Here is a 26307-nt window from a genome sequence, read left to right as displayed (position 1 = left end):
ATTTGATTAATTTACTGACTCCGTAGTTATCGGTGTCTGATTGTATTTACGCATAATATTAATTTCCACTCTTCTGTTAAGTGCACGTCCCTCCATTTCTTCATTGCTTGCAATTGGTCTAAATTCTCCATATCCTACAGCACTAAATCGCTGTGGGTAAGCATTTTCGTCTTGCAGTAACAATTTCATAAAGTTTAATGCTCTATCTGCACTTAGGTCCCAGTTGGAGGGATATTCTCTCGTTGCTATCGGTTGATTATCTGTATGGCCAGCAATAATAATCTCATAATCAGGATATTGAATCATCATCTCTGACAACGCTGAGGCTAATATTTGACCTTCATCTTTTACTGCCGCACTACCCGAATCAAACAATGCTTGTTCTTTAATGGTAATCATTAATTCCACTTCATTCAATACTGTTTCTAATTGTGCAGATAGACCTTTGCTTTCAATATAGCGGTCCATTTGCTCTTGCAATTCAAGCAACTCTATTTCCTCTTGCAGTACTTCATTTTCCTTACTTACCCCATCTTTATCCATATAGAGTTGTTCTCTGTTTGTCACCGAACCTATTTCGTACACTGGCAGTGCTGTGCTGCTTTCGAATAAGTGATTTCCACTAAAAGAGCTGGAGAACGCTTGGCTTAATTGTTCTAGTTTCTTTTGATCTATTTGGCTGGAAGCAAATAAAACGATGAAAAGCGCCAGCATTAAGGTCATTAGATCTGCATATGGAATAAGCCAAGATTCATCCATATGTTCATCCTCAGACTGCTTGCGGTGTTTCCTCAATTGTATCGCCTCCATTCTCTTCATACTCTGCTAAGTTCCTTTGTTCAGGTGCAACATAAATCATCAGCTTTTGTTTCATTGCAATCGTGGAAACACCAGATTGTAATGAAATGATGCCTTCCACTAACATATATTTAATTTGTATCTCTTGTTCAGAAAGTCGTTTTAACTTATTACTCATTGGGTGCCACAGCAAGTACCCGCTAAAAATACCCATTAGCGTGGCAATAAAAGCAGCAGCGATAGACTGGCCTAACGTATTAATATCGTTTATGTTAGCCAATGAAGCAACGAGACCAATAACAGCACCTAATACACCAAGGGTAGGAGCGTACGTCCCTGCTTGTGAAAAAATAAGTGCACCAGCTTTGTGCCTTTCTTGAACGAGATGGATTTCTTCTAATAATAAATCTTTTACAAATTCTTGATCATTTCCGTCCAAAATTAGCTTTAAACCTTCTACTAAAAATGGATCATCCACTTCTTCTAATTTCGAATCTAAAGCAAGCAGCCCTTCTCTTCTTACTAAGTTGGACCAACCTACGAAAAGGGTAATAATTTCTGCTTTACTCATATGTTCTTGCTTTTTAAAAATAATTTTAAATAGCTTTGGGATTCGTTTGAGCTCAGCAGTAGGAAAAGCCATAAAGATGGCGGCTACAGTGCCTCCAAAAATAATCGTAAAAGCGGCCCCATTGAATAATGCAGACAATTCGACACCTTTTAAAAACATGGCGACGATAACAGCTACAAACGCAACGATAATTCCAATGACAGACGATCTCTCCATGAACAACACTCCTCTATATATATGTAGAATAAACTCAATTCGACAAAAAACCCTAAGATCCTTTAAAATATTAACAAATTTACAGAAATAATTTAATAACAGTACGAATAAATAGATAATATAAATACTAATTAACAGTAATAAATAGATAATACTAATAATTTGATAGACAGTAGAAATCAATAGACAAATACATATGAATTGTCGTAACATAGTTTTGTAAAGGCATGTAACACAACATGCATCACAAACAAATTTATTGGGGGAATGATGTTATGATATTTCGTAAGTTATCTAGTATCGCATTGTCAACTGTTTTAGTGTTTACGCTTTCATCCGGTGTGATGTTTGCTGAAGAACAGCAGACAATGTCATCTAAAGAGGAGACATCAACATCTCAGGACAAGAAATATATTACCATTATGCATACGAATGATACGCACGGCAGAGCAGAAGAAGGCAAGTACGACGGAATGGGATTTGCTAAAGTTTCTACATTAGTGCAGCAGTATGAAACTGAAAATCCAGATAAACCCGTTGTGATGCTGGATGCAGGGGATACATTCCACGGTACGACTTTTGCTACCTTGGTACAAGGCGAGAGTATAGCTAAGGTGATGAATGAAGTTGGTTACGATGGAATGGCTGCAGGTAATCATGATTTTAACTACGGATATGAAAGACTATTAGAGATTGAGAGCTTACTAGACTTCCCGCTTCTGAGTGCGAATGTCATAAAAGAAGATGGAGAGCGATTACTCAAGCCATATACGATAGAAGAAGTAAACGGAGTGAAGCTTGGAATTTTTGGATTGTCTACTCCGGAAACACATTATAAGACACATCCTAACAATGTTAAAGGATTAACATTTACAGACCCAGCAGCGGAAGCGAAATTAATGGTAGAACTATTAGAAAATGAAGGCGTGGATGTTATCATTGCTGTTACCCATTTAGGGACAGATGCTTCTAGTACAGATACGAGCATTAAAGTAGCAGAAGAGGCACAAGGGATTGACATCATTGTAGACGGACACAGTCATACGGTAGACAATCTTCCTACAGAAGCGGGAACACTGATTGTAAGTGCAGGAGAATATACAAAAAATCTTGGTGTTGTTGAATTAGTATTCAATCAAGATAATGAATTATTAGAGAAGATACCTTCACGTATTACAAAAGAAGACGCAGCTGAAGTAACACCAGATGCAGATATTGAGTGGATGATTAGTGCCATCAAAACAAGCCAACAAGAAATTTTGTCAGAAGTAGTTGGTCATACGACGGTTGCATTAGATGGGGAAAGAGAGCAAGTTCGTGCAGGTGAAACGAATCTTGGTAACCTTATTGCAGATGCGATGATCGATTTAACTGGTGCAGACGTTGCTTTAACCAATGGTGGAGGAATTAGAGCTTCGATTGAAGAAGGCGACGTAACGAAAGGTGACATTATTAACGTATTACCGTTTGGTAACTATGTGGTGACGAAGATGGTAAGTGGAGCAGATATAAAAGCAGCACTAGAGAATGGTGTATCTGCATACCCAGAAACAAAAGGTGCTTTCCCACATATTTCAGGTATGACATTTACGATTAATACAGATATGGCAGCAGGGGAAAGAGTAGAAGATCTCATGGTAAAAGGGGAGCCAGTTGACTTAGAAAAGGAATACGTACTAGCAACGAATGATTTCTTAGCTGCTGGTGGCGATGAATATACGATGTTTGGAAGTGCAGCTATCGTCAACGAATATCCAGCATTAGATGAAGTGCTTATCGATTTCATGAGCAAACAAGAGAAAGTAAATCCAATGATAGATAATCGCATCGCTGTAAAAGCAAGTGATGTGGAGCAACCTGCAGAGAATGGTGAGTCTGATGCGGAGCAACCAACAGAAGTTTCAGAGGAAATAACAGATAGTGATACGACTACGTTAGCAATTTACGTTGTAAAGCCAGGGGATACGTTAGGTAGCATTGCTAAAATGTATAACACGACTTGGGAAGCGATTCAAAAGGCCAATCAGCTAGCTGATCCAAATATGATTATGCCAGGACAAACAATCACGTTCACGTTCATGGATTCTACGGTAGATAATAATGTCTATATTGTAAAACCAGGAGATAGCTTATATCGTATTGCGACACAACTAGGAACAACATGGCGTGAATTGCAAGCAATGAATCAATTGTCCGACCCTACATTAATTTACCCAGGACAAGAAATTATCGTTCCACAATAAAGATGTAAAAACATATAAAGAAGCTGCCGCTCACATAACGCGCAGCTTCTTTTTAATTTCAATAATTTTCATTTTGTCTATGCTGCTAATTTCGTGCTATATTATAAAATTATATATAAAACCTATATTATATGTAATGTATTAAAACTATTCATAAGATGGAGAAATCTCTGCATCTTATATATAAAAGGAGAGCGATAAAGTATGAAAAAGAAAATGTTACTTATGTTATCATTCGTTATTATATTTGCTTTAGCTGCTTGTTCATCTACATCGGAAGTCACAGCAAGAGAAGCTGTGGAATCTTATGCGGATGCAGTTACAGATGCTAATATAGAAGATGTATTGTTGTTTGTTACGGATGAAGATTTGGAATTGATGACAGGTGGAATGGCAGCAGATGAAGTGAGAGAAATTCTGAAAAACAATCAAGTGAGTGAAGAAGTAAAAGACGAATTTGTCTCTCTAGAAGGGTCTTATAGCATTTTGAACGAAGAAGTTATATCGGAACAATTAGTAAAGTTTACGCTAGAATTGACAAGTATAGAAAATGATGAAACAATAACAAAACAAGAAGAAATCACCATGAAGAAAATAGATGGTAAGTGGTATGTAGATATAGATAGTTTTGCATTATAAAGGATGGATGATATGAACAGACTAGTTTTCTTTTTCATGATGTTTTCTCTGTTTCTTGCTGCTTGTTCCCAAGAAAATCAAGCAGAACAAGTCATCAATAGTTTTATCTCTGCTGCTGGTGAAGGCAATGTAGAGAAGATGTTTGATTATATATCAGACAGTTCGATTGCCCAGTATACAGATGAGAACACTTCCGTAGAGCAAATGAAATCTCAAATCTTTGCGTTATCCAGTCAAATCAGAGCAACTAGTGAAGAAGAATCTATTCGCCATCGTATTATCAATGTGAAAGATGAGTCAGCATATCGTAAAACGGCAAATGTAGAAATCATTTACACACAAGCAAATGGCAATCAACAAACATCAAGTGTGACGTTTGAGTTGGATAAAATAGATGACAATTGGTATATCGCTTTTGATACGGGTATTTTTGAAAGTATGCCATTTTGATCGTCAACACAAAAACATCATGTAAACTCTCCTGCATATGCTGTTCAGGAGAGTTTTTTACTGGAGAGACTTGAAAAAACTTTCATATTGACTCAAAATAAAAGAAGAAGTTGTGATCAAACTAAAATGGTATTGAATAGATAGGAAGTGTCCTTGATGGAAAAGAAAAAAGTATCCCTTAACATCGTATCCAGCAAGTCAAAGTCCAAGCATCAGGGCTTTGGTTCTGGTTCGATTAATTTGAGTAATTTATCATGTGTCATCATTGATGGTGAAGAGGCTTATATCGACCTTGGTGCATTACATGCGAAAAGTAAAGTGGAAAAAGGCATTAAATTCGTAACAGATAAAACAGAAGTCCCTAACGGAAGAACGTGTTGGATTGTATGGGTCGCAATAGACCATACAGAAGAAGGTGGATATTATGCAGGTGTTACTGCAGCAGAAATGTCTGTAGATCCAGAAGCGAGAAGAGGATGGAAAATTCTTGCTAACCATGTCAATCTAATGGATTATGCTCTAAAAAGAAAGATAGTATTAGAAGGGCTAAGTGATAAAGAAAAGACGTTGTTAGTGAACGTGTTGAAGGAGCATAATACAGAATGGTGGGAACGCTCATCTGATGAATTGAAAGCAGCTTTAACCGTAGGTTAAGGGAAGTACAGTGAAAAACGGTGGATGCAGTGCTCCACCGTTTTTATTTTTTACTAGAGTAAATACGTTCCCATTCATGCTTTAGCATACTGTACATCACAAGATGAATATAGTGATCGTACAGCCACTCAGCATCCCGCAAAAATCCTTCTTCTACAAACTGCAATCCTTTAGGTATGGCGCGGCTTTTAACATTTTCTTTTCCGCATAGTATAGTGACACGATGGAGATGCAAGTAGTTAAATATGTAGTTAAGCAACGCTTTGCATGAGCGAATCATAATTCCTTTTCCCGTATAGGATGCACCTAACCAGTATCCTATCTCTGTTTTTCGGTGACTCCAATGAATGTAATGGAGACCAATGTACCCCGCCAACTTTTCCCGATAATATATGCCTGCATTGAACCCCTGATTTCTTGCAAAGGCATGAAGACCAGATTGTATAAAATCCTTTACACTAGCTTCGTTTGCATCTCGTATCCATGTTATATATGGTTGTAAATGCTCTCGTGAATCAGAAATCAACTGATGTAATGGCTTAAGTTCTTGTAACTGTAGAATGTTGAGTTTTATTTCATCATCTACATGTAAGTAAAACAACACCATCCCCCCTACCATCCATTCCTATAATGCATTTTATGCAGGTGAGAATACGGTAACACCAATAATTACTCATTCCACCAACGTTTTAGAGATTTCCACCACGTTTCGCTTTGTTCATCCACAGGAATGCCTTGTTTCGTCGATGCTTCATCATGTAGAGCGCAAAACGACGTGGGTTCTGTGCCAGCTACAAACATCTCCAGTCTTGCATTCTCACAGTCTGATGTGGCTATATCGCCAGTAGCGGGATCAATATATGCACTCACTACGTTGGCATTTGTTATAAAAGGTTTAGGTGGTATAGATGATAGTGATCGTTCCGTGAATGAAGCGAATATAGGTGAGGCTATCATCGATTCTGCTGCGCTAATCATTTTATCTTTATCATATCCGATCCAAACTGCCGTCGATAATTCAGGCGTGAACCCAACCATCCAAGCATCTCGATCTGTCGTTCCTGTCTTCGCTGCTACAGGGCGTTTGACTAAATGGGCAATCCGATGTCCTGTTCCTCCTTGCTCCAGTACACTCTGCATCAAGTTTGTTAACACATAAGTATAGGCGGGCTCTATGACCGGTATGGATCTTTGATTTGCTTCATACATGGTACGACCAAAAGCATCCTCTATTTTTAAAATAGCCAAAGGCTTATGATATTGACCTTGATTAGCAATCGTTGCATAAGCAGAAGCCATTTCTAAAGGGCTAATAGGAGATGTTCCTAATGCTAGAGAGGGTACCGGATCAAGTTCACTTTGTATCCCTAATTTTTTTGCCATTTCCATGACATGCTCCACCCCTGCTTCTTGTAGGGAATGGACGGCGTAAATGTTATCCGAGCGAGAGATAGCATAGCGCATATCGATCTCTTCATTCGCGTATGTGTTGCCAAAGTTTCTAGGCTTGTATACTTCTCTTCCTTCATCATAAATAAAGGAAGTCGGTTCACTTTTGTATTTCGTTATGGCAGTAGCTTTTTGTTGCTCTAGTGCAGTAAGATAAACGATCGGTTTGAACGATGACCCTGGTTGTCTGGCTTTCGTAAGGGAGCGGTTAAATTGATTCTTTTCGTAATCTCTACCACCAACCATGGCTTTAATATGACCTGTTCTTGGATCGATCGCAATGAGAGCAGCTTGAAGTTGCTCATCTTTAGAAGCCGTTTCCTCCTGTATCACTTCTTCGGCAATGTGCTGTACTCGCAAATCTAATGATGTATATACTTTCAGTCCACCTTGTGTGAATGTTTTTTCATCTATGCCTAGCTCATGTATAGCGATCTGTTTTACATAATCACGAAAGTATGGTGCATGATGTGGGACAGATGTTTCCAACGTTTGAAAAGTCAATTCTTCTGCTATGGCAAGGTCCTTTTGTTCTTCTGTGATCAGAGACAATTCAACCATTTTGTTTAAAATGATGCGTTGTCGTTTTACTGCATTGTCCATGTTTAAAAATGGAGAATAATAGTAAGGTCCATTTGGGATGCCAACCAACAGCGCACTTTCAGCTAAAGTAAGATCTTTCGCATCTTTTCCAAAAAACAGATGGGAAGCAGCTTGTACACCATAAGTAGAATGTCCGAAATAAATTTGATTTAAATACAATTCCAAAATCGTTTTTTTATCGTACTGTGTTTCTAATTGCAATGCATACACAGCTTCTTTTATTTTACGCTCCCAATTTCTCTCTTGGTTTAAAAATAAGTTTCTAGCTAACTGCTGTGTTAATGTGCTCGCACCCTCTACTTGATCAAAGTGTTTCATGTTGGTCACAGCAGCTCTGGCTACACCTTTTAAATCAATGCCAAAATGTTCAAAGAACCGTTCGTCTTCAATAGCCAGCGTTGCTTGAATGACATAAGGAGAAATATGTTTTAATGGTACACTCTCTCTATTTTGTCCTACGTAAAATTGGTCTATCACCTTACCTTGTACATCTAAAATCTGCGAAGATTGTGGAATGACCACATTAGGTAATGGCTGTGCACGTAAGTACAAAATAAATAATAAAGAAGTGAAAAAAACAAAAGCAAATACAGCCAAAGTATGAGATAATATTTTTTTAAATCTATGCGATTTTTTTGTAGAAGACAGCTGCTGGATATGACTAGATTTAAAAAACAAATAGTTAGACATGAATCTGCTCCAATCTGAAAGTGATAGCAATGGATAGGATAAACGAACCTTATTTTCCATTAATAGTATGTCAAATTACGTCTAAACGTATACTATATAAGATATGATGGAATATAAGTTTACGTCTCCGTTGCCAGCCGTAAAGGTTGATATAGGAATTTCTCCATCATGCTATTGCTTTTTTAAATATTTTTTCTATAATACATAGGACATGATAAAAATGAAGGTAAGTTAATTAAATGAAAGAAGGAATGTAAAGTGGAATTATGGTTTACAGAAAAACAAACATCTAACTTTGGAATTACGGCAAAAATTAAACATACACTCGTAGACGAGCAAACAGATTTTCAACATTTATCTATTGTAGATACTTTAGAATTTGGAAGAATGTTAGTATTGGATGGAATGGTAATGACGACGGTCAAAGATGAATTTGTTTATCATGAAATGGTGACACATCCTGCATTAGTAACACATCCTAATCCGAAACACGTGCTTGTCGTTGGTGGTGGAGATGGTGGAGCAATAAGGGAAGTGCTTAAACATCCTGAAGTAGAAAAGGCAGTATTAGTAGAAATAGATGGGAAAGTCATTGAATACTCTAAAACCTATTTGCCTGAAATCGCGGGAAGTTTAGAGGAACCAAGAGTAGAAGTTATCGTGAATGACGGCTTCATGCATATTCATGAAAACAAAAATACATACGATGTCATTATGGTGGACTCTACTGAACCAGTTGGACCTGCGGTAGATCTATTTAGTAAAGGGTTTTATCAAGGGATTTACGATGCATTGAAAGAAGATGGTATTTTCGTTGCACAAACGGACAACCCTTGGTTTAAAGCTGACCTTATCACACAAGTCAATAAAGATGTGAAAGAGATCTTCCCCATCGTTAACGTATATCAAGCGAATATACCCACCTACCCAAGTGGCATGTGGACGTTTACAATGGGAAGTAAAGTACATGATCCATTGCAAGTAGACAAAAAAACCATTAAAGAGATGGATACTAAATATTACTGTGCTGATCTGCATCATGCGGCATTTGCTCTGCCTAAATTTGTGCAAGATCTAATAAAATAAAAAACAAAACTTTGAACTTTACATGGATAAGAAAGGTGATAAATCATGCGGCTAGATCAAGCATATTCTGGAAATGTTTTTATAGCTAGTAGTGAACAATATGAAAGTGCTAGTGCAGTCATATATGGAATGCCTATGGATTATACGGTTAGCTTTCGTCCGGGATCGAGATTCGGACCAGGGAGAATTAGAGAAGCTTCTGTTGGACTAGAAGAGTACAGTCCCTATTTAGATCGTTGTTTAGATGAAATTCAGTACTTTGATGCAGGAGACTTAATGCTTCCATTTGGAAATGCGGCAAAAAGTTTAGAAACGATAGAGCAATATGTACACAAACTGCTCGCTGACAACAAAATGCCTATCGGTTTAGGAGGAGAACACCTTGTATCATGGCCTGTGATGCGAGAGGTGTACCGTAAATATCAAGATCTTGCAGTTATTCATATTGATGCACACGCTGACTTGAGAGAGGAATACGAAGGAGAGGTGCTTTCTCACTCTACACCGATTCGGAAAATGGCAGAGCTTATTGGCGGAAACAATGTGTATCAGTTTGGCATACGTTCAGGTACACGAGAGGAGTTTACGTACGCAAAAGAACATCTTCATTTCTATCCATTTGATGTACTTGAGCCATTAAAACAAGTTCTTCCTACATTAGCTGGTAGACCAGTATACGTAACGGTAGATATTGACGTACTGGATCCGTCGGCAGCACCAGGAACGGGAACGGCGGAAGCAGGCGGTATCACTTCCAGGGAATTAATTGAATCCATCTGTGCCATTGCATCCTCTAACGTCCAAGTCGTAGGGGCGGATCTAGTAGAAGTAGCACCGATATATGATCCTTCAGAGCAAACACCGATTGTTGCTTCCAAGGTTATTCGCGAAATGCTGTTAGGGTTTATTCCAACAAAAAAATAACATATAACTTTCGTTGTGCATGTTACATAGGATGTCGGAAGGAGCTGCAAATGATAGAGACAAAACCAATAAAACTAAGAATAAGAAATGAACAAGACGGTGAGCAGCAAATACAGACGTACCATGGTAAATGGACAAAAAAAGGGAAAGTCACCTATATTCAATATTTAGAAATACAACCTGATCATGAAGAAGTTTCCACGACGATTAGATGGGACGGTACAGAAATGAAAGTGATTCGTTTTGGTGCCGTACAGTCTAAATTATGTTTTGTGCTTCATCAAGAGAGGTCAGGATTTTTAGAGCTAGAAAATCAACAACTTGCACTTCGAACGTATACAACAGATCTGACCGTTCAAATCAAACAACATAAAGCATTCCTATCATGGACTTATACATTGATGTTGCAACAAGATCATGAAGTAAATATGAATATACAAATAAAGATTGAGGAGGAATGATGGTGAGCATTTTAAAGCAAATAGAACAAACGCTTTTAGCTGAATTACAGCAGGCTGTTGTGAAGGCTGAAATTTGCAGTACAGAACAACTACCAAGTATTCATTTGGAAAAACCGAAAGACGAAACTCATGGTGACTACGCTACGAATGTGGCGATGCAATTGACAAAGATAGCTCGTAAAAATCCAAGAGAAATTGCCCAATCTATTCAACAACATATCGATATGGAGAAAGCACATATCAAAAAAATGGAAATTGCAGGTCCTGGATTTTTAAACTTTTACATGAACAAAGCCTACTTACATCAAGTTATCCATGAAGTAGTAGAGCAAGCTGAACATTACGGACGTAGTACAATAGGTTCTGGCAAAAAAGTACAAGTTGAGTTTGTCAGCGCCAACCCAACGGGAAGTTTGCATCTAGGTCATGCAAGAGGTGCTGCGATAGGCGATGCGCTTTGCAATATATTTGATTTTGCTGGGTTTGATGTCACTAGAGAATATTATGTTAACGATGGCGGGAATCAAATGAACAACTTAGCCATCTCTCTAGAAGCAAGATATATGCAAGCGTTAGGCATGGAAAAAGAAATGCCAGAAGACGGTTATTATGCTAAAGATATCATCCAATATGCAGAAGCATTGAAAAAAGAAAAAGGGGATAGCTTGTTATCTTACTCCAGTGAAGATCGTTTGAACTGGTTTAAAACTTTCGGTTTAGAGAAACAATTAAATAAAATAAAAGCCGACTTACATGACTTTCAAGTCGATTTTGATGTTTGGTTCAGTGAAAGCTCTTTGTATGAGTCAGATGCGATTGATGAAGTGCTACAGCTTTTAAAACAAAAAGGTAAAGTGTACGAAGAAGAAGGAGCGCTTTGGCTAGAGACAATGCCATACGGTGATGATAAAAATCGGGTGCTCATTAAAAAGGATGGAAGCTATACGTATCTCACTCCAGACATCGCGTATCATAAAAATAAATATGATCGCGGATTCGACGTTGTGATGAACATATGGGGAGCAGATCATCACGGATATATCAATCGGGTGAAAGCTGCCATGTCCGCTTTGGACTATGATGCCAATAAATTAGAAATCATTATTTCACAGATGGTTTCATTATTTGAAAATGGCGAGAAAGTGAAAATGTCCAAACGAACGGGCAAAGCCGTGACGATGCAAGAATTGATTGAGCAGGTAGGTGTGGATGCGGTAAGATACTTCTTCATCATGCGGAGTACAGATTCTCACTTAGACTTTGATTTAGATTTAGCAGTGTCAAAATCCAATGAAAATCCAGTATTCTATGTACAGTATGCACACGCAAGAATATGCAGTATACTTACTCAAGCAGAAGAGCAGGGAGTAACACTGGCTTCAATAGATGAAGTGGACTTCTCACTATTGGATAGCAAAGCTGAATTAGCAATACTCAATAAGATCGCTCAGCTACAGCATGAAATTACGTTAGCAGCTGAGCAAAGAGCTCCTCATCGTATCGTTCGATATATATATGAATTGGCTGGTGCATTTCACAGTTATTATAAAGGTCACCGCGTCATACAAGAAGAGGAGCAAGCATTAACGCAAGCAAGATTATATTTGATTACTGCGTTGAGAACGGTGTTGCAAAACGTGTTGAAGCTGATAGGAGTATCTGCACCTGAAAAAATGTAGCATGTGCATGTAGTGGATACTGTGTTTTGCGGTAAGTGATTGAGCATTATCTTTTTATTTTTTTTGAAGTCCTACTTCTTTTTCTTGCCGCTGTTTTCACTGTTCTTTTCAATTTGGTATGTCTTTTTTGTATGAAAGGTTTGAGAATGTTTGCTGCATTGATCTCTCCTACTGGCGTGCTTGTTTTTCTGCTTTCCGAAAGTGGGATGGATGTGTTTTTTAGAATATCCTTGATTTTATCTGGTGTAAGTTGAGGAGATTTTTCAAGTAACAATGCTACGATACCAGTAACGTGAGATGTTGCCATCGAAGTTCCTGACAACGTGGAGTAATTTGAATTTAACCAAGTGGAAACGATGTGTTCACCAGGTGCATAAATATCTGTTTCGGAGTGAATGTTGCTAAAAGAGGCAATATTTCTATTTTTGTCCGTAGCACTGACGGAGATGGTCTCATCATATTTTGCTGGATAGTCCAGCTTGTTTTTCAACCCATCGTTTCCGGAAGAGGCAACGATGACAATGTTATTTCTATGTGCTTTCGCAATGGCTTCTTTTAGAGCGACACTGTCTTTTCTCATTCCGAAACTCATGTTAATGACATCGACTTTATTTCTTATACACCAATCAATACTCATGACGATGTCGGAAATGAAAGCCGTTCCTTCATTATCAAATGCTTTGACAGGATAAATTTTGGACTGGGGAGCGATACCTTTCATTCCATCTTTTGAATTAGCAGCAATAATGCCGATGATATGTGTACCGTGTCCATTGTCGTCATTCGGATAGTTCCAATACTTAACCATATTTACACCGGTTTCCAGGCATTGTTCTAAATCTGGATGCTTGTAATTCACACCTGTATCGATGACGCCAATTTTTATTCCTTTTCCTGTCGCTGTCTTCCATACACTAGGTACTTGTATTTGCTCGATGCTCCAAGGAATCCAAGAGGATGTAGCGTTGGATAAGTGAACAGCAATTTTGTGATCCCTTTCCGTATATCGAAACCCTTTATGCCTTGTCGTTGATCTTGGCAACTTTCCAGGGCAGGTAATGGACTGAATAGTAGGAATAAATCGAATGGATTTTAGTTTTTTGAAGTTGGTTTTTAATTTTGTAATTTGCTGTTTACACTGCTGAAATTCGAGTCTGTTTTTAAATTTTATAATCACCTTCGTATTAGATTTACTGTTAAGGTAAGGATGGATTTTTTGGAGCCAACTTTGATAACTCAATATGCTTCCCCCCTTTACAAAGCAAAAATGATATAAGATGGGAAATGTTGAGATATAAGTTTACGCCTCAGAAGCCAGGCGTAAAGGTTGATGTAAATTTGCCCATCTTATGATTCGTGGTAATAAGTTGGTTGAACAAGTTCATTCAACTTATCTATATAAGATGGGAAATGTTGAGATATAAGTTTACGCCTCAGAAGCTAGGCGTAAAGGTTGGTGTAAATTTCTCCATCATATGCATAGTTGTAATAAGTTGGTTGAACAAGTTCATTCAACTTATCTGTTTTGATGATGTGTTATTTTATGTTGATGGTGAAATGAAAGATTGGGATCATGACCTTGTTTATTAGAAATAGGCTAAAAAGAGTGGTGATCTATTACAAAGAAAATGATAAGAAAAGAAGCAAAGCGAAGTCACATTCGTAGTTATTGCATGTTGCATTTTAAAAAAAAATAGGTTTTACTAAAAGAAGATTGAACACAATAATGATATGGATGGAAAAATACATATAATGTGGAAGGAAGTGCTGGATATGAGTTTACAAAGAGTTAAACTTAATTTCCCTAAAGAGCAAATTCAAGAAATGCCTATGGTGGATTTATCTTATCACGTATTGAAGGAAGTCAATACACCGTTATATTATCGTGATATTATAAATGAAGTGGGAAGCTTAAAAGGAATCTCGCAAGAAGAAATGATGAATTATATTACCCAACTGTACACGGAAATTAATATTGACGGTAGATTCTCTTGTACTGGGAATAATATGTGGGGACTCAAAAAGTGGTATCCTGTTGAAAAAGGAGAAGAGTCAATTGTTACATCTACAAGGGCTAAGCCTATTTCAGAAGTACCATTCGGAGATATAGATACAGCAGAGGAAGATGACTTAGCAGATGCTCCAGAAGAGGATACAGCTGCATTTGATGAAATAGATGAAGATTTGGTGGATGAAGAACTAGAGGAATTAGATGACATGGAAGAAATGGACGAAGAATTAGATGATGTGGATGATGATGAAGAGGAAGACGAAGAAGACGAAATTTAATCCTATCTGATTGTTGATGTTTGCTTGACATTAAATTGTCCAAAGAGTAAACTAGTCCATGGGCTAAACGTAAATTCATGTGAGTTATATTTTGAAGATTAAAGTGCCTCGTTATTTTAATGCGGGAGTGCTTTATTTTTTTTAATGCTAAAAATTATTTTCATGATGTACAAGCTTTCATTAACGTCCTATACAATCTGCATAACATTGTTCATACTATATGCATGTATTGTCATGGCGTTTTATTATTTATATATTTCACAGCATTTTACTGGAATCTTCATGTTTTCCATTTATTTTGCTGTTATATTTTTGTGATTTTAATTCAAACAAAAGGGGGCTGCATTAATTATGTCTAAGTATATTTTTGTTACAGGTGGTGTGGTTTCATCACTAGGTAAAGGGATCACAGCTGCTTCGTTAGGAAGGTTGCTAAAAAATCGCGGCCTGAGCGTAACGATACAAAAGTTTGATCCGTATCTTAATGTCGATCCGGGTACGATGAGTCCATATCAACATGGAGAAGTTTTCGTAACAGATGATGGGGCTGAAACGGACTTAGACTTGGGACACTATGAACGATTTATTGATATTAATTTATCAAAAAATAACAACGTAACAACAGGAAAAGTTTACTCTACGGTAATCACTAAAGAAAGAAGAGGGGACTATCTTGGTGGAACAGTTCAAGTTATTCCACACATCACGAATGAAATTAAAGAACGTGTATATCGAGCTGGTCGTGAAGCGGGTTCCGACGTTGTTATTACCGAAATTGGTGGTACGGTTGGGGATATTGAAAGCTTACCTTTCTTAGAAGCGATTAGACAAATAAAGAGTGAAGTAGGAAGAGATAATGTGATGTATGTACACGTTACGCTTATTCCTTATATTAAAGCAGCAGGTGAAGTGAAAACAAAACCGACACAGCATAGTGTAAAAGAGCTGAGAAGCATTGGTATCCAGCCTAATGTTATCGTTTGTCGTACAGAGCATGCTTTGTCCGAAGAGTTAAAACAAAAACTTGCTCTATTTTGTGATGTGGACACTAAAGCAGTTATTGACTTAGTAGACACGGATATTTTATATAAAGTCCCTCTTTTATTAAGAGAACAAGGATTAGATCAACACGTTGTCGATCATTTGAAATTACCAGACAATTCAATTGATATGACAGAGTGGGAGCAGTTAGTAAACAAAGCAAGTAAGTTGGAGAAGAAAACTGAAATTGCCATTGTAGGTAAATACGTTGCTTTAAGAGATGCTTACTTGAGTATAGCAGAAGCATTAAAACATGCTGGTATCGAACACCACGCTGAAATTTCTATTCGTTGGGTCAACGCAGAAGAAATTTATGATCATAATGTAGCAGAGTTGTTAAAAGGTGTAGATGGCATTCTCGTTCCTGGTGGATTTGGTGATCGCGGTATCGAAGGTAAAATTAGTGCCATTCAGTACGCTCGTGAAAATGACATTCCATTCTTCGGAATCTGTTTGGGAATGCAAGTTGCCGTTATTGAATATGCAAGAAACGTAGCGAATATGATGGGAGCAAACAGTTCTGAAATTAACCCTTCCACTTCATATCCAGTCATTGACTTGTTGCCAGAACAGAAAGATATTGAAGAAATGGGCGGTACAATGAGATTAGGATTGTATCCATGCAAAATTGCTGAGGGTTCTGTTACGAAGGAAATGTATGATGATGAGCTAATTTATGAAAGACATCGTCATCGTTATGAATTTAATAATGAATATCGTGAAATATTAGAATCGCATGGGTTAAAAATTGGAGGGACTTCTCCAGATGGAAGACTAGTGGAAATGATTGAATTACCTGATCACCCTTGGTTTGTTGCAGTACAATTCCACCCTGAGTTTACATCTAGACCAAACCGTCCACAGCCACTATTCAGGCATTTTGTAAAAGCTTCACTAAAGCATAAATATCAATAATGATAAGATAAAAGAAGACAAAGTATGGACGAACTACCACGCATAGCCTAGAATTAACATATTGCTTACGGACAACAAGTCAACATTCGTTTATGTTTAAAACAGGATGAAGACAGGCTATTTGAACATTAAATGTCAATAAAATGGACTTGCTTAAAAAAAAGCAGCAGGAAATTGACAATCATTAGCGAATTAACAACAAAAAGCAACGTGTTTATATCCTGCTCTAGGAGGGAGTTCATGTTGGATGAAAAAAAAGTATTGATTGTGGATGATCAAGCTGGCATAAGAGTGTTATTGTATGAAGTACTAAGCAACGAGGGATATCAAGCATTTGTAGCAGCTAACGGAAAAGAAGCAATGCAAATGATTGAAAAAAGCAAGCCACATTTAATGTTGCTAGATATGAAAATTCCTGGTATGAACGGCTTAGAAATACTAAAACATACAAAACAGAAAGATCCGAATATTAAAGTGATTATGATGACGGCTTATGGTGAGATAGAATTTGTAAATCAGGCGATGGAAGAAGGGGCTTGTATGCATTTCACAAAACCATTTGACATCGACGAATTGAGGAAAGCAGTTAAACAACACATGTTTCCTGATGAACAGTTAAGAAGTGGCTAAATTGTTAATGTTGTGTCATTGCTGTAACATGGTGATGTTCGTCATATCTTTACGTAATGCTTTATGATATAATAACCCCGAGTTTTAAGATATGGGAGTAGGTAACATTTACATTATTAAGGAGATGAATAACAGATGGCTTTAGTATCAATGAATGAATTTTTACCAAAAGCAAAAGCTAACAAGTTTGCTGTAGGTCAATTTAATATGAACAACTTAGAATTTGCACAAGCAATTATGGATGCAGCAATAGCTGAAAACTCCCCTTTTATTTATGGTGTGAGTGAAGGTGCATTGAAGTATATGGGTATTGAAAATACTGTAGCACTTGCAGAAGCAGCTGCTAAAAAATCAGGACTTCCAATTGCACTTCACCTTGATCATGGTAGCAGTTTTGAAGTAGCGATGAAATGTATTCGCGCTGGATTCTCTTCTGTTATGTTTGACGGATCTCACTATTCTTTGGAAGAAAACATTAAGTTGACTAAAGAAGTAGTGAAAGTAGCAAAAGAAATGGGAGTGTCTGTTGAAGGAGAGCTTGGTACTATTGGTGGAGTTGAAGATGACATCAGTGTAGATGAAGCAGATGCACATCTTGCTAAGCCTGAAGAAGCGATTCGTTTCTATGAAGAAACAGGCGTTGATTGCCTAGCGATCGCTGTAGGAACTGCACACGGTATGTATGCTGGTGAACCAAACATTCACTTTGATATCATAGAAGCAGTAACAAGCAAAATTCCTGTTCCAGTTGTACTTCATGGTGGATCAGGTGTACCAGATGAGATGATCAAAAAAGCTATCGCAGCTGGTGCTGGTAAAATTAACGTAAACACGGAAAACCAAGTTGCTTGTACGAATGCTATTCGTGAAGTGTTAAGCAGCAACGATAAAGTGTACGACCCTCGTAAATACTTAGGTCCTGCTAAAGAAGCTATGGTGGAAGTTGTACGTGAGAAAATTAAATTGTTTGGAAGTAACAACCAAGCATAACATATAAATATTTATCATCACAGTTGGATAGTGAAGTGAAGGGGAGCATCTATGATCAGGTGTATTCCCTTTTATTTCTTCACCAGGGTGCAGGAGGAATAAATGATATGGAGAAGCTGATGGTTGCAGGGGGAAACCCTTTAAAGGGCAGAATAAAAATTAGTGGTGCTAAAAACAGCGCTATTGCCTTAATACCTGCCTCAATTCTTTCACAATCTGAAGTGATATTGGATAATATGCCAACACTTAGTGATGTGAATATTTACGCTGAAATTTTACAAGAATTAAATGTACAAGTAAATCAAAAAAAGAAAGATCAACTAGTTGTAAATGCTTCAAATATTCGTGCTGTACCGCTTCCGAACGGAAATGTTCGCAAGTTAAGAGCTTCTTATTATTTAATGGGAGCGCTTTTAGGGAGATGTGGGGAAGCTGTTATCGGCCTTCCAGGAGGTTGCAACTTTGAACCTCGGCCTATTGACCAACATTTAAAAGGATTTCAAGCACTTGGCGCAGAGGTGGAAACCGTCAATGGAAGTATTCACTTAAAAGCGAAACAATTACGAGGTGCTAGAATATATTTAGATGTAGTAAGTGTTGGAGCCACGATTAATATTATGCTGGCAGCAGCATTAGCAGAAGGCACGACTATTATTGAAAACGCTGCTAAGGAACCTGAGATTATAGATGTAGCCACGTTGTTAAACTCCATGGGTGCAAAAATCAAAGGTGCCGGTACGGAAATGATACGTATTCAAGGGGTAAAAGAATTAAATGGATGTAGACATTCTATTATTCCAGATCGAATACAAGCAGGAACGTATATGATTGCAGCAGCAGCAACAAAAGGTGATGTCGTTGTTGATCAAATTATTCCTAAACATATGGAAGCCCTTACTGCAAAACTGATTGAAATGGGCGTACATGTAAAGGAAATGGATGAAAGCATTCATATTGTTGGTAATGAACACTACGACCATGTTGATGTAAAAGCATTAGTCTACCCTGGTTTTGCCACGGATTTACAATCCCCTATGACCTCTTTACTTACACAAGCAAATGGTGTGAGTACCATATCAGACTATATATACAGCAGTCGATTTAAACATATTCCTGAACTAATGAGAATGGGTGCAAAGGTAAAATTAGAAGGTAGAACCGCTATCATAGAGGGTTCGGCCCTACAATCAGCAAAAGTAAAAGCAACAGATTTACGTGCTGGTGCGGCGTTAGTGATAGCTGGATTGACTACAGTCGACGGCGGTATTACCGAAATAACTGGTGTCGAGTTTATTGATCGAGGCTATGATTTTTTAGTGGATCATCTGACGATGTTAGGTGCAGAAGTTTGGCGTGAAAAAGTATAAAACATAGATAGTAAGTATAGAATGTTTCTATATTCTTTTATAATAAGATAAAGAAATGATGGAATAGAAGTTTTCGCCTCAGAAACCAGGCGTAAAAGTTGTAAAGTTGGAATTTCTCCATCTTATGTATAGTGGTAATAAGAATAATTTCATTCAACTTAAATATAAGATAAAGAAATGATGGAATAGAAGTTTACGCCTCAGAAGCCAGGCGTAAAGGTAGTAATGTTGAAATTTCTTCATCTTATGTATAGTGGTAATAAGTTGAATAATTTCATTCAACTTATCTATTGAAGGATTAATTATAATTTAGGTGTGGTGGTTTTTATTATGGATTTACATTTATCGCAACTCGAAGAGTTGAAATTGACGGAGCTGTATAAGCTGGCGAAGAAATTCCAAATTGCTTATTACGGCCAAATGAAGAAAAAGGAACTTATTTTTGCTATTTTAAGAGCACAAGCTGAGCAAGGCGGATTAATGTTCATGCAAGGTGTACTAGAAATCTTACCTGAGGGTTATGGGTTTTTGAGACCCATCAACTACTTACCAAGTGCAGAAGATATATACATATCTGCTTCACAAATAAGAAAGTTCGATCTGCGAACAGGAGACTTAGTTTCCGGTAAATGTAGACCTCCGAAAGAAAATGAAAGGTACTTTGGACTCCTACATGTCGAAGCTGTCAATGGAGAAGATCCTGACAAAGCTGCAGAAAGGCTTCACTTTCCTGCGTTAACCCCACTTTTTCCACAGACTCAAATGATTCTTGAAAACAAGCAGCATTTTCTTGCAACGCGAATTATGGATCTGCTAGTTCCTGTTGGACTGGGACAACGTGGTCTGATTGTTGCACCTCCAAAAGCAGGTAAAACGCTATTGCTAAAAGAGATTGCAAATAGTATTACGGCGAATTACCCAGATACAGAATTGTTCGTACTCCTTATTGATGAACGACCAGAAGAAGTAACAGACATGCAGCGTTCTGTTAATGGTGAAGTTGTCGCTTCCACTTTTGACGAGTTGCCTGAAAACCATATTAAAGTGGCTGAATTAGTTTTACAACGAGCATTGAGGTTAGTGGAGCATAAAAAAGATGTTGTTATTTTGTTAGATAGTATTACACGACTAGCAAGAGCGTACAACCTCGTCATTCCTCCTTCAGGAAGGACGTTATCAGGTGGTATTGATCCAGCAGCATTCCATAGACCAAAACGCTTTTTCGGTTCAGCTAGAAATGTAGAAGAGGGCGGCAGCTTGACTATTTTAGCAACGGCATTAGTTGACACTGGTTCAAGAATGGACGATGTGATTTACGAGGAATTTAAAGGTACGGGTAACATGGAGTTGCACTTGGACAGAAAATTAGCGGAAAAACGTATTTTCCCATCCATCGACATTCGAAGATCAGGTACAAGAAGAGAAGAATTGTTAGTTGGGAAACAGCATTTAGACAGTATCTGGACACTAAGAAAAAATATGTCCGACACTCCTGAATTCATGGAAAGTTTCTTGAAAAATTTAAAAGATACGGAGACGAACGAAGATTTTTTAACTGCACTTAAAAATGGTGGTAAGAAAAAGAAAGCAACGACGACTCCATAACCTACCCCAATTTAGGAAAGCACGGGGCCTCTAATTCCCCTCTGATTTCGGTTCATGTCAACCGATACATCCTCATTGGCTGTAGCATTCATTTAAGTTGTAAACATTTTTATATTTGCATTTACATGATTAGGATTGAACACAATGGTTATCCATGCTATAATGCATTCATGTGTCAATTTAACTCTGGATTTGCAAAAAGTTCAGGGCAGAAAGAGGTGAAGATGATGAAAACTGACATTCATCCTAAATATCATGCGACTACAGTGACTTGTGCATGTGGTAACACTTTTGAGAGTGGTTCTGTAAAACCAGAATTACGTGTTGAAATTTGCTCTGCATGTCATCCATTTTATACTGGTAAGCAAAAATTCATTGATGCCGGTGGTCGTGTGGAAAAATTCAAAAAGAAATATGGTATTTAATTGTATACAACGGCCTTCCTCTGCTTAACCAATGTACGGAAAAGAAGAGGAAGGTATTTTTATGTTCTTTTTTTGCTTCATCATGATATTTACGTGCATGAAGCTTCTTCTTTATTGAACATCATGTGATGATGTAATGTTCTCTGAGTATTTGAAAACATACATGATGATAAGCAATTAATAACAAATATAACGATTAACTTGCTATTTCGACTAGGATCATATATACTTAATTTTGCCGTGCTAGACGGGGAGGTAGCGGTGCCCTGTAACCTGCAATCCGCTATAGCAGGGTTGAATTCCTGTATAGAGGTATTGTTGATGTGAGGACTGGCTTTTACACGTAGTGTTGACGTATGGGTCCCTCGCAATGAATCCCTATGAACCCGGTCAGGTTCGGAAGAAAGCAGCCGTAAGTAGGATCTTTTCATGTGTTGAGGGAGTGCCTGGACTGAGCTGGCGATAAAAGTACGCTTGGATCTCAATATCGAATACAGGTGTACGGTGTATACTCTAACAAAGTACAGCAGTTGATTTTCGTATTAATGGAAATCGAGTGCTTTTTTTCATACACTAAACAGTGTATCATAGTAATATAAGGTGAATACCTAATATATAAGCTGAAGAGATAATGGAATGGAGTATTTTTTGACCATGCCATTATCTATAATCATGTTTATCGTATGCGTCATAGCAATAGGTTGATATACACTTGAAATGAAACCTATCATAGTTTGTAATTATTTGGAGAGGAAGCCATGGATCATATTGCATTGTATAGGGCTTGGAGGCCCCAGCAATTTGCTGAAATTATCGGTCAACAACATATCGTACATACATTACAAAATGCATTGAGAACGGGCCAATTTTCCCATGCTTATTTGTTTTGCGGACCACGTGGTACAGGTAAAACGAGTGCTGCAAAAGTAATGGCAAAAGCATTAAACTGTGAAAACAGTATGGACACCCAAGAACCTTGTAATCAATGTAAAACATGCATCCATATCAATGCTGGTTCTGTCATGGACGTGTTAGAGATTGATGCTGCTTCTAATCGCGGTGTAGAAGAAATTAGAGAATTAAGGGAGAAAGTCAAATATGCTCCCACAGAAGTAAGATGCAAAGTGTATATTATTGATGAAGTGCATATGCTGACCACAGAAGCATTTAATGCTTTATTGAAGACATTGGAAGAACCTCCACCGCATGTTGTATTTATTTTAGCAACGACAGATCCTAATCGTGTGCCGGCAACGATCCTTTCACGTTGTCAACGTTTTGATTTTCGTCGTATTAGGTTGGAAGAGCAAGTGTCTCATTTAAAGCATATTTGTGAAGCTGAGCATGTACAAGCGGATGACAGCGCATTAGAATATATAGCGCGCTTGTCCGATGGTGGTTTGAGAGATGCGGTTAGTTTATTAGATCAAATTCGTTCCTTTGCAGGTCATGACATACAATATCATCATGTCATTGAGATGACCGGCGGCATTGAAGTTGAGCAATTTGAGCAGCTAGCACATGCTATGCAGGAGAAAAACATTGCTAAAGTATTAATAGATGTAAATGAATGGATTATGAATGGGAAAAGCGCTGACCAATGTCTGGAACATATACTACAATATTTTAGAGATTTACTTTGGTTGAAACATGTGGACAATGCAGGATTAGATATTGGTAATATTACAAATGCCCGTACGTTATCTCCACTTACAACGTTGTTTGATAACGACCATCTATTTTACATTATTGATGTATTATCTTATTATCAAAATGAAATGAAATATGCTGCTCATCCACAAATGATTTTAGAAGTTGGATTAATGAAGTCCATCGAGAAAACGAATCATGTTAAAATAAACGCTGGTGACGATAATGCACAGCAACGCATTACTCAGTTAGAACAACAATTAATGGATCTTCAACTACAAATCAAACAAATCTATACATCATCAAATGAGCAAGTGCAACGTGGGGTGAAAGCTAACGAACCAATAAAGCAACAACATACACCACCAGCAACATCCATCGGTGTAAAGAGAAATATAAAGCTGGAACCATTCGTTGCTCATCGTAAGACAGTAGGAAGCATCACATCACAGTGGGCTAATATTTTGCAATTGGTTAAGAACAAAAAAATAACCGTTCATGCATGGCTAGTGGATGGAGAACCTGTTTCTATTTATGAAGATAGACTGCTGGTTGCATTTAAAAATGCCATTCATAGGGAAACAACAGATAAACCTTCTAATACGGAGCTTATACAGCAAGCGATACAAGAGACAATAGGGAAGCCCATACAGCTAGAAACAGTAATGATGAAAGACTGGCAGCATGCGCTTACTGCTGAGGAACCTTCTAATGAACCTAATGAACAAGAAGAGCCATTTCAATTACAACCAGATAAAGAAGGAAAAGAGTGGATCACCGAAGCAAAGCAGCTGTTTGGAGAAAGTAATGTAAAAATAAAAGACGACAAAGAGAGGGTGTAGTAAATGAAAAACATGAATAATATGATGAAACAAGTAAAGAAGATGCAAGATCAAATGTTAAAAGCACAAGAAGAGTTGGCAAACAAATTTGTAGAAGGTACTGCTGGTGGCGGAGTCGTTAAAGTCAAAGTATCTGGGCAAAAAAAGGTAGAAGAAATTATTATTCAACCGGAGGCTGTAGATCCAGAAGATGTGGAAATGTTGCAAGATCTAGTTTTAGCAGCGGTTAATGACGGAATGGCAAAAGCGGATGAGCTAGCAAGTAAAGATATGGGTAAATTTACTGGGGGATTAAACTTACCAGGTATGTTCTAATTATCTTTTTCTTTTTAGTAAATAAAATAACGAAGGAGTTTTGTTGTTGTATTATCCAGAGCCGATCGCAAAACTTATTGATGCATTTAGTCGTTTGCCTGGTATCGGGGAGAAGACTGCTGCAAGATTAGCATTTCATACCCTTCGTATGAAAGAAGAAGATGTCATTGATTTTGCTAAAGCCTTAGTTAATGTTAAAAGGCATCTGCATTATTGCACACATTGTTTTCATATTACGGATGTTGATCCTTGCAACATATGTCAGGATAAATCTAGAGATGTGACCACGATCTGTGTCGTACAAGATCCGAAAGACCTGATTGCAATGGAACGTACTAGAGAATATGAAGGTCTGTATCATGTTCTTCATGGTGCTATATCTCCTATGGAAGGTATCGGTCCAGAAGAACTTAGAATAAAGGAACTGTTGCAGAGAATTAATAATGACAAAGTGCAAGAGCTGATACTAGCGACCAATCCTAATATCGAAGGGGAAGCGACAGCGATGTACTTATCTAAATTAATGAAGCCTTTTGAAATAAAAGTAACGCGAATTGCACACGGTTTACCAGTTGGTGGAGACCTTGAATACGCTGATGAAGTGACGCTGTCTAAAGCGATGGAGGGACGAAGAGAACTGTTATAATAGTAGCTTTGCGTTGATCCTTTGTACTAAACACAGTAATCCACAAGTTTACTGCTTTGCTTACTTCATAGCATAAAAGAATATGCCTAAGCTGCTTTTTATAGCATGCTTAGGTTTTTTGTTTTTATCATCCTCTTTCATACGTTTTGTAGTCATATGGAGGTTGACAAGCTCATATATTTTATTAAACCATCCATTTCATATAGCATATTAGTATGTCTACAGTGGTGAGGTTCATGAATGTATAGGAGGAGTAGCAATGAACATCTTTAAAAGAAGAGTCAAGTCAAGCATTAGCAAAATATATAATCAAAGCAACTATGATGCCCAAGTTATTGAAGAAATTAATTCAGCTCGATATAAGTGGCAATTGGCTTGTCATAATTTCAACTTCGTAGTTCATACTAAAGACATTGATAAAATGATACATCATATTAACGACTCAGAAAAAGAGTATGTGGAATTGTTAAAAAGAGCGAAGAAAAGCAGAAATAATGATCACGCACCATTTACTGAGGCTTTATGAATATACCCTTGTTCGTATTCATATTGGCAAGCGCAGTATTGTTATTTATTTTATTAAGGATAGAGCAAGTTTCATCTTTTCTGAAGATTATGGTCATACAATTTTTCCTATCTGCTGTTATTTTAGTAGTATTGCATTCATTTGAAGTGCTAGAACCTTATGTTGTAGCTATTAATGTATATACAGTGACTACGATAATGGTATTAGGTATCCCTGGTTTATGTATGCTGGTTAGTATTCATTTGTTCATTATTTAGTTTGAAGCATATAGATTAATAAAAATATAAAAATAGTATTGCAAAGCAGTTGCAAGGTGTGTTATATTAGTACTCGCCGCTTCAAACGGGCGGCAAACAAGCAACACCAAGCAAGATGAAACAACACGGAAACAACACAAGCTCTGCTTCATATCTATAAAGAGTGAGACGGAAAATAACTTGTCGAAATGTTGAAAAAAACACTTGCAAAGCAAAACACGATATGATATATTGATTAGGCCGCTGTTGAGGCGGGCAACACAATCAAGCAAATAGCAACACACAACATTTGCACTTTGAAAACTGAATCGCAAGCGAGTCCAACAAGATTCTTCTTATGAAGAAT

The 26307-nt window shown here is 37.5% G+C and carries 25 protein-coding genes and 1 other RNA gene; 21 read left to right on the top strand and 5 right to left on the bottom strand.

Annotation, left to right across the window (positions count from 1 at the left end; translation table 11 throughout):
• Positions 1-6: 6 nt before the first annotated feature.
• Together D1Z92_RS09985 and motA are read right to left on the bottom strand one after the other, a co-directional pair.
• Positions 7-795, bottom strand: a complete 789-nt coding sequence (locus D1Z92_RS09985) for a flagellar motor protein MotB (RefSeq protein WP_128895531.1) — start codon at positions 793-795, stop codon at positions 7-9.
• Entirely contained in the window at positions 770-1585 is an 816-nt protein-coding gene (gene motA, locus D1Z92_RS09980; protein ID WP_128895530.1) for a flagellar motor stator protein MotA, read from the bottom strand. Before motA ends, D1Z92_RS09985 begins: the two co-directional genes overlap by 26 nt.
• A gap of 275 nt (positions 1586-1860) precedes the next feature.
• Between motA and D1Z92_RS17725 the strand changes: the two genes are divergently transcribed.
• The 4 genes from D1Z92_RS17725 (at position 1861) to D1Z92_RS09960 (ending at position 5571) form a co-directional block, all read left to right on the top strand.
• The gene (locus tag D1Z92_RS17725; protein ID WP_128895529.1) at positions 1861-3828 is read left to right on the top strand and encodes a 5'-nucleotidase C-terminal domain-containing protein; all 1968 of its coding nucleotides are present in this window, start codon (positions 1861-1863) and stop codon (positions 3826-3828) included.
• A 204-nt stretch (positions 3829-4032) separates the two neighbouring features.
• Complete coding sequence (locus tag D1Z92_RS09970) at positions 4033-4467, top strand: DUF4878 domain-containing protein (protein ID WP_128895528.1); 435 nt, start codon at positions 4033-4035, stop codon at positions 4465-4467.
• Between the two features lie 12 nt (positions 4468-4479).
• Entirely contained in the window at positions 4480-4917 is a 438-nt protein-coding gene (locus D1Z92_RS09965) for a DUF4878 domain-containing protein (RefSeq protein WP_164931556.1), read from the top strand.
• A gap of 156 nt (positions 4918-5073) precedes the next feature.
• A complete protein-coding gene (locus tag D1Z92_RS09960; protein ID WP_128895526.1) occupies positions 5074-5571 on the top strand; it encodes a YwhD family protein in 498 nt (165 codons plus the stop codon).
• A gap of 43 nt (positions 5572-5614) precedes the next feature.
• On the opposite strand, the gene D1Z92_RS09955 is transcribed toward D1Z92_RS09960, so the two are convergent.
• Positions 5615-6172, bottom strand: a complete 558-nt coding sequence (locus D1Z92_RS09955) for a GNAT family N-acetyltransferase (protein ID WP_164931555.1) — start codon at positions 6170-6172, stop codon at positions 5615-5617.
• A 68-nt stretch (positions 6173-6240) separates the two neighbouring features.
• Positions 6241-8313: a transglycosylase domain-containing protein gene (locus D1Z92_RS09950; protein ID WP_164931554.1), complete on the bottom strand. Its 2073-nt coding sequence runs from the start codon at positions 8311-8313 to the stop codon at positions 6241-6243.
• A gap of 258 nt (positions 8314-8571) precedes the next feature.
• Between D1Z92_RS09950 and speE the strand changes: the two genes are divergently transcribed.
• The 4 genes from speE to argS are packed head-to-tail and all read left to right on the top strand — an operon-like array spanning position 8572 to position 12463.
• A complete protein-coding gene (gene speE, locus D1Z92_RS09945) occupies positions 8572-9399 on the top strand; it encodes a polyamine aminopropyltransferase (protein ID WP_128895523.1) in 828 nt (275 codons plus the stop codon).
• A 45-nt stretch (positions 9400-9444) separates the two neighbouring features.
• Positions 9445-10323: an agmatinase gene (gene speB, locus D1Z92_RS09940; protein WP_128895522.1), complete on the top strand. Its 879-nt coding sequence runs from the start codon at positions 9445-9447 to the stop codon at positions 10321-10323.
• A 50-nt stretch (positions 10324-10373) separates the two neighbouring features.
• On the top strand, positions 10374-10784 hold the full coding sequence (locus D1Z92_RS09935) for a YwiB family protein (RefSeq protein WP_128895521.1): 411 nt from the start codon (positions 10374-10376) through the stop codon (positions 10782-10784).
• Complete coding sequence (argS, locus tag D1Z92_RS09930; protein WP_128895520.1) at positions 10781-12463, top strand: arginine--tRNA ligase; 1683 nt, start codon at positions 10781-10783, stop codon at positions 12461-12463. Before D1Z92_RS09935 ends, argS begins: the two co-directional genes overlap by 4 nt.
• Positions 12464-12509: 46 nt before the next feature.
• Here the strand turns inward: argS and D1Z92_RS09925 are convergent, their stop codons facing one another.
• On the bottom strand, positions 12510-13703 hold the full coding sequence (locus D1Z92_RS09925; protein ID WP_164931553.1) for a S8 family peptidase: 1194 nt from the start codon (positions 13701-13703) through the stop codon (positions 12510-12512).
• Between the two features lie 533 nt (positions 13704-14236).
• Between D1Z92_RS09925 and rpoE the strand changes: the two genes are divergently transcribed.
• The 13 genes from rpoE (at position 14237) to D1Z92_RS09860 (ending at position 25961) form a co-directional block, all read left to right on the top strand.
• Entirely contained in the window at positions 14237-14752 is a 516-nt protein-coding gene (gene rpoE / locus D1Z92_RS09920) for a DNA-directed RNA polymerase subunit delta (RefSeq protein WP_128895518.1), read from the top strand.
• Between the two features lie 351 nt (positions 14753-15103).
• The gene (gene pyrG, locus D1Z92_RS09915; protein ID WP_128895517.1) at positions 15104-16708 is read left to right on the top strand and encodes a CTP synthase; all 1605 of its coding nucleotides are present in this window, start codon (positions 15104-15106) and stop codon (positions 16706-16708) included.
• 243 nt (positions 16709-16951) lie between these two features.
• Positions 16952-17338 carry a response regulator gene (locus tag D1Z92_RS09910; RefSeq protein ID WP_276318876.1) on the top strand — a complete coding sequence of 129 codons (387 nt, stop codon included), beginning with the start codon at positions 16952-16954 and terminating at the stop codon, positions 17336-17338.
• A 135-nt stretch (positions 17339-17473) separates the two neighbouring features.
• Positions 17474-18328, top strand: coding sequence for a class II fructose-1,6-bisphosphate aldolase (gene fba / locus D1Z92_RS09905; protein WP_128895515.1), 855 nt, complete (start codon positions 17474-17476; stop codon positions 18326-18328).
• Positions 18329-18435: 107 nt separating this feature from the next.
• Entirely contained in the window at positions 18436-19695 is a 1260-nt protein-coding gene (murA, locus tag D1Z92_RS09900; RefSeq protein WP_128895514.1) for a UDP-N-acetylglucosamine 1-carboxyvinyltransferase, read from the top strand.
• 330 nt (positions 19696-20025) lie between these two features.
• Positions 20026-21300: a transcription termination factor Rho gene (gene rho, locus D1Z92_RS09895; RefSeq protein WP_128895513.1), complete on the top strand. Its 1275-nt coding sequence runs from the start codon at positions 20026-20028 to the stop codon at positions 21298-21300.
• 227 nt (positions 21301-21527) lie between these two features.
• A complete protein-coding gene (gene rpmE, locus D1Z92_RS09890; protein WP_128895612.1) occupies positions 21528-21725 on the top strand; it encodes a 50S ribosomal protein L31 in 198 nt (65 codons plus the stop codon).
• 238 nt (positions 21726-21963) lie between these two features.
• An RNA gene (ffs, locus tag D1Z92_RS09885) (signal recognition particle sRNA large type) lies at positions 21964-22230 on the top strand.
• 253 nt (positions 22231-22483) lie between these two features.
• Positions 22484-24217, top strand: a complete 1734-nt coding sequence (gene dnaX, locus D1Z92_RS09880; protein WP_128895512.1) for a DNA polymerase III subunit gamma/tau — start codon at positions 22484-22486, stop codon at positions 24215-24217.
• Positions 24218-24220: 3 nt separating this feature from the next.
• A complete protein-coding gene (locus tag D1Z92_RS09875; protein ID WP_128895511.1) occupies positions 24221-24532 on the top strand; it encodes a YbaB/EbfC family nucleoid-associated protein in 312 nt (103 codons plus the stop codon).
• Between the two features lie 46 nt (positions 24533-24578).
• Entirely contained in the window at positions 24579-25178 is a 600-nt protein-coding gene (gene recR, locus D1Z92_RS09870) for a recombination mediator RecR (RefSeq protein WP_128895510.1), read from the top strand.
• 259 nt (positions 25179-25437) lie between these two features.
• Positions 25438-25704 (top strand): DUF2508 family protein, encoded by a 267-nt coding sequence (locus D1Z92_RS09865; RefSeq protein ID WP_128895509.1) that lies wholly within the window; start codon positions 25438-25440, stop codon positions 25702-25704.
• Complete coding sequence (locus D1Z92_RS09860) at positions 25701-25961, top strand: pro-sigmaK processing inhibitor BofA family protein (RefSeq protein ID WP_128895508.1); 261 nt, start codon at positions 25701-25703, stop codon at positions 25959-25961. The genes D1Z92_RS09865 and D1Z92_RS09860 overlap by 4 nt, the downstream gene beginning before the upstream one ends.
• Positions 25962-26307: the final 346 nt, after the last annotated feature.

This window comes from Longirhabdus pacifica (genome assembly GCF_004115085.1).
GTDB lineage: Bacteria > Bacillota > Bacilli > Paenibacillales > DSM-105158 > Longirhabdus > Longirhabdus pacifica.
This window is presented reverse-complemented; position numbering and strand designations above follow the sequence as displayed.